This is a genomic window from Marisediminitalea oceani, assembly GCF_003731635.1.
GTDB lineage: Bacteria > Pseudomonadota > Gammaproteobacteria > Enterobacterales > Alteromonadaceae > Alteromonas > Alteromonas oceani.
This window is the reverse complement of record NZ_RCUA01000027.1, coordinates 1-5109: the sequence shown is the minus strand read 5'-3', so window position 1 is coordinate 5109 and position 5109 is coordinate 1. Positions and strand designations below refer to the sequence as shown.

General features: G+C 53.0%; 5 protein-coding genes. 3 read left to right on the top strand and 2 right to left on the bottom strand.

The features are described from left to right. The 3 genes from D9T21_RS22855 to D9T21_RS09170 all read left to right on the top strand — a co-directional run. On the top strand, positions 1–182 hold a 182-nt coding region (locus tag D9T21_RS22855; protein WP_206427253.1), incomplete at its 5' end, for a hypothetical protein. A 412-nt stretch (positions 183–594) separates the two neighbouring features. Beyond that, positions 595–1560 (top strand): hypothetical protein, encoded by a 966-nt coding sequence (locus tag D9T21_RS09175; protein ID WP_008250613.1) that lies wholly within the window; start codon positions 595–597, stop codon positions 1558–1560. Positions 1561–1727: 167 nt separating this feature from the next. Continuing rightward, positions 1728–2777, top strand: a complete 1050-nt coding sequence (locus D9T21_RS09170) for an alpha/beta fold hydrolase (protein ID WP_123324688.1) — start codon at positions 1728–1730, stop codon at positions 2775–2777. 8 nt (positions 2778–2785) lie between these two features. Here the strand turns inward: D9T21_RS09170 and D9T21_RS09165 are convergent, their stop codons facing one another. Beyond that, positions 2786–2944, bottom strand: a complete 159-nt coding sequence (locus D9T21_RS09165; protein ID WP_008250611.1) for an enoyl-CoA hydratase/isomerase — start codon at positions 2942–2944, stop codon at positions 2786–2788. Between the two features lie 498 nt (positions 2945–3442). Further along, the gene (locus D9T21_RS09155) at positions 3443–4786 is read right to left on the bottom strand and encodes a hypothetical protein (RefSeq protein ID WP_123324686.1); all 1344 of its coding nucleotides are present in this window, start codon (positions 4784–4786) and stop codon (positions 3443–3445) included. Positions 4787–5109: the final 323 nt, after the last annotated feature.

Here is a 5109-nt window from a genome sequence, read left to right as displayed (position 1 = left end):
ATTCAGTGACTACATCATTCAACGCGACTTCGATTTTGGCGCATGAAGCACAAAAAACAGACCATCACTTGAACATGCAACATGTTGAGGTAAGGGCTTTCACATATCTCATTGCGGATTTCAGTACCAAAGACCAGTTATATTGCGTCTATCTTGATGACAACTACTTCACTGATTCCTGAAAAGTACCCATTTGACACACGTGCAACTGGCCTTAAATACAGCTGACACAGTGGGTAGTACATAGCGTTAATATTTCTTATAATCGGCTTCACCGGCTCGATTGATGCCGTGACGTAGTTGTCGTCGTCGCCGAACAGGAACGTCCCTAGTCTTATGTTCATACGCGCCTCAAGGGATAGTCAAAACAAGGTTTCTAACATATCATATTGAGCGCACGCTTAGAATATGTGCGTTACGCAGACCCTTAAAATGGGCACAAAAAAACGGCACGCGCTTTCGCGGGTGCCGTTCAAATGAAAGGTAAAAGCAGCCTCACAGCGCAATCATGGGCCATGAAACAGCAATCTATATCTTATCACGGTGATGCGGGTACGCCCATAAAAACCGCGCACTTCGTCGCGAGGAACGCCAATGTTGAAGCCGATTGAAGCACTGCAAGAGTACGCGCAAGCCAAAGGAATGGAAGCTGCCGATCTCCAGCGCAAGCAGGAAAAGCTGCTTGATGCGCTGCTGCATCCAACTCGCGCCGACCACGGCGAAAACGTGGTAGTCGTATTCGCGCATGGCGCGGAGGCAATGCGCCTTGCCGCAGTGAAGGAAGATGGCGACCGATTCCCGCACTGGGCCGTGCAGTCGTGGAGTGTCACGAAAGAGGACTGGCTGACACAGAAGTCCTACGACATGAAGCCAGAGATGCGCAACATCGCCTACATGGACGCAAAGAACTGGTATCCCGCTCCCACGCAAGCTGCCGCCGAGGCGAAGTGGGCCGCGATCAACAGTGACGAAGACGGCGCTTTGGAGCGCCTGTTCGACAGCCGCGCAAAGCTCGCCGAATTCTGGTACGAAACCAAGGTCATCGACTGGGAAGGACGCTACGGAGGCGATCCGTGGTTCTTCATGAGCGAGGTTGCCGAGACGGCCTTCGAGCGCGAAGGGCAGCCCAATCCGATTCTTGGCGAGAAGTACGGCGAAAAGGTGACAGCCCAGCTTGCCAATTTCGCCGCCGACTGGGGCGAACTGGCAACACCCGTATTGTCCGGCACCCTGCGCCGCGCTGGCACCAACGAGGTTGAAGCGATTGTGCAGTACCGCTCTGCCGTTGAAGCAATCGACGACATCCTCCAGTCTGGGCACGACGCCCACTTGCGTGCCGCGCCGCTCGGAGAAGCAGGCGGGGCCGACCGCTTTACTTACCTGCGTGACCGCGACGCGGGACTATCCCGCGCCGAACTGGTTGCCTCGCTGGAATCATTCATCGAACAGAACAAGGAGCTAACGATGGCTGTGACAGAAGCCCAACCCAAGGAAGACTCGTTCCTGATCTCGATCTACTACGAACGCTGGACGCGTGGTTACAGTGTTGTAGAGGTGTGAGTGGGGTTGTAAGTCACGGAATCAGGTGATAATATTTGCTTGGCTTGGCTTGGCTTGGCTTGGCTTGGCTTGGCTTGGCTTGAGCGGGCCTTATACCTTTCTGTATGGATCTCGCGAAGCGAGTTTGGGGCGATCAACGAGATCTATAAAACTTCAGGAGACCATTTATGAAGAACAACGATCCGATATCCCGCAGGAAATTTTTCCGCTCCAGCATCGGTATGGGTGCTGCAGTTGTCGCGACGATGAGCTGCAGCGCATCTGCAGCCGCAGCGCGTCAACCCAGCGCCATTAACTTCCATAGCGGATTTGTCAGCGATCCCTCGACTTATTACGAGGTGCTGGAGCCGGTCACGAAGACCAACAAACCACCGATGGTTCTTATCCACGGCGGGGCGGTTAGCGGCGCTTGTTATATGGCAACAGCCGATGGCAGACCTGGTTGGGCACACGTTTTTGCCGCCAAAGGCTATAAGGTTGTTGTGCCAGATTGGGCTGGGACGGGTCGCAGCGGATATATCCCTTATGACGCCTTGACCGGAGAAACGGTGATACGGGGCTTGGGAAAGCTACTTGCCACGCTTGATCGCCCCGCGATTGTCATGACGCATTCGATGTCGGGCCCTTTCGGCTGGAAGCTGCTCGAACTTTACGGTGACCGGATCGAAAAACTTGTTGCCATCGCCCCTGGAGGGCCAGGGAACGTGAGTGCTCCGACGGAGTTTCTGACAGTCACTTCCGACTTCGTAGAGGTACGTTTGGCACCAGGAGCGCCCATACTCAAGCTCAGTCGCAAGCAGCCTTTTGTTGCGGAGCCCGGTTGGGCCGCCAAGAAGATGGTAGGCACCAGTACACGTTTCCCGCGGGAATTCCTGGACGCTTCTGTCGCCACGCTGGATGTGATCCCACCCAGGCTTCTGCTGGAGCGGGTGAACTATGCGAACAGTGCGCCTCGTGTCGCAGATTTCTCTGGCTACAAAGGTAAGCACATCGCCCTTATCATGGGGACCAATGATGCGGACCACACGGTCGCGACCGATAAACCTATCGTGGATTGGTTGAATGAAAACGGCGCGCGTGCCGAGTTCATTCCTCTCGGTGAAAAAGGCATCCAGGGAAATGGCCACATGATGATGATGGAGAGCAATAGCGACCAGTTGGCGAACGCAATTGTGGCGTGGTTGCAAACAGGGAAATTTGTCGCCGCGACATCCTAGGAGCCTGCTCAGGAGTGGGTGAAGGTCGGCTGGCGCTTGTTCACGAAGGCGTCCATGCCTGCCTTCTGGTCGTTGGTGTCAAACAGCGAATGGAACAGGCGGCGCTCAAACATCACACCGTCGGACAAGCCTACAGCATCCCGTAAAAGATTCGTGGTTCGCTTCATGCACGAGGCTGTCCGTCAAGCACGTGTAGGGGTGTTATAGCCGTCGCACAGAGCGGACCATTTCGTGAATCTCCCGCCCACTTAAAAAGATCGATGACTGAAAAAAGTAACAATTCAACTATAAGTGCTGTTTGCTTATTTGTTACTCTTTTCCTGTCTCAACTCAATGAATGCGAAGCAAGGAACCACAAGTGGATGTGCAACGAATGAAATGAGTAGCACATCCGCGCCGTGGTCAGCAGCACACCGCAGGTGTGTATGCTTTCAGAATGAGGGGTATGAATAGCTGGTTGTTCTGTCTATATCGCTTCTTCGTTGATAGCCAGTCGAAATAAGCCGTCATTCGCTGCGCTGCCGCTTCGCAAACGACGTGGATGCAATTTCGTTTTTTTACTTCAGCCTTCCGGCTTTCGTGACAAAAACTCATTGCGTTGGTCTTCAACCAGTTTGAGTTGAGTTCTTGGCAATTCATCTTTTGCACTGCGCCCATTTCAGCCATCACGCTGTAGCGCCACCCGCTGAGTTCTCCCGATGGAGCTTGTTATATAAGCCATTGGTGTTGGTCATTGACCAGATAATTTCCTTCATCAGCAGCTCAGTGGGCGTTTCTTGGTAGAGCGGAAAGTTCTTTCGAATCATTGTGGCCTTCTTGCGTTGCACGGGTGTCAACACCGGGGCACGTTCTGGGCGCTTCGTGCCGTCAATCGGTAGCTGCTTGCTGCCTTTGAAGATGTTGTTCAGCAGATAGTTAGCCAGGTCCGCTTCCATCACGTAGACGTGACAGGCATTGGCGTTGTCGCTGCGCAGGCAACCGCGCATAATGACTTGATGGGCGATTTCTCCCAGCAATGCGTGACGAACCTGTAGTGCCGTCATGCCGCCCATGTCCATCAAAAAGGCTGTTGCCAGGTTGTCGTAGTTGATGGCACTGAGGATGGCGATATGCGACTCATCGCGGAACTGATTTACACCGTGGCAGTTGTGCTTGACGCGTTGCCAGCCCTGCTCCGTTTCATACATATTGTTGTCTACATACACCGGATTGGCGCACTGGGATTTGATGTAGGCCGTGACGGTGTCCTTGAGGCCAGTGTTGGCACGGTTGAACGTCTTGCTGTTCCGATTTTGCTCAGCCGAATGCAGCGTCAAATTGGGTGTTGAGTAGGGTTCGAATGCGTGGGTGAAGTGGAACTGCGCCCCATATATTGCTGCCCATAAGTGGTACTGGCGTGTCACCATAAAGTTGGCGCAGGCGATGTGCACAGCATCGGCTCCAGCATAGATGTCGGGACTCACGACACGGAACAGCAGCGAGTCCATCTCCATGGTGGCCTTGTTGGTGTAAATGGCCTGCGGTGTTGCCAGCAAGTCCTGCATGAACTGCTTGTTGTCCAGCATGTCGGCTGTGGCCAGGAACTCAGCTACACGCGCCGTATTCAGCGTGACCTTGTACCAACCCTCTTTATCGCTCGCGCCCACCACAAACATATCCAACCACTGCGCGTGATTGGCCATCTGCCACTTGCACACATAGAAGGGCTCAAGGTGTTCGTCCTGCAGCACGGTGCGGTTGGTGCACAGCAGCGTTTTGGATTCAAAGTCCAAGAAGGCTTTTTGCGTGATCACGAGAACACGGGTGTTGGCCTCGATGGCTTTGTAGACTTGTTGTTTGACGTTGTGACTGTTTCCGCTGTGAATAGTGGTGCCATAGTCGGCATATTCATCTGCTAACGCGAGCGATGGCACGATGACCAGAAAGCGTGTGTCTTTGTGCGCTGTGATGAATTTTTTATTGTGGGTGCTTTTGCCTTTGCCACACCCGGCCGCATTTACCTTATACATAGGGGTACTGGGGACATCCCCACAAACGGTCGCATAACTCCATAAATCCCACGGATACCAAGGCATCCAGAGGAGCCTTACTTTTAAATCCTTAGTTAATTGACTGGTTTATAGCCAGTTTCAGGTATGATCCGGCTTTTTGGTCCGCAAATGAAGCCCTCTCGCAAGCGCCTGACGATTCTACATCAGCCAGAAATCCAAGACCTGTTTGGTCCAATCTTACATTTTTGGATTTGGAACACGACCAAATCTGACAGTCGGCTTAGTACGTTTTTCGGACCTTGAGACTATAAATTTCCCACCCTATTGATCAGTAGATTTAC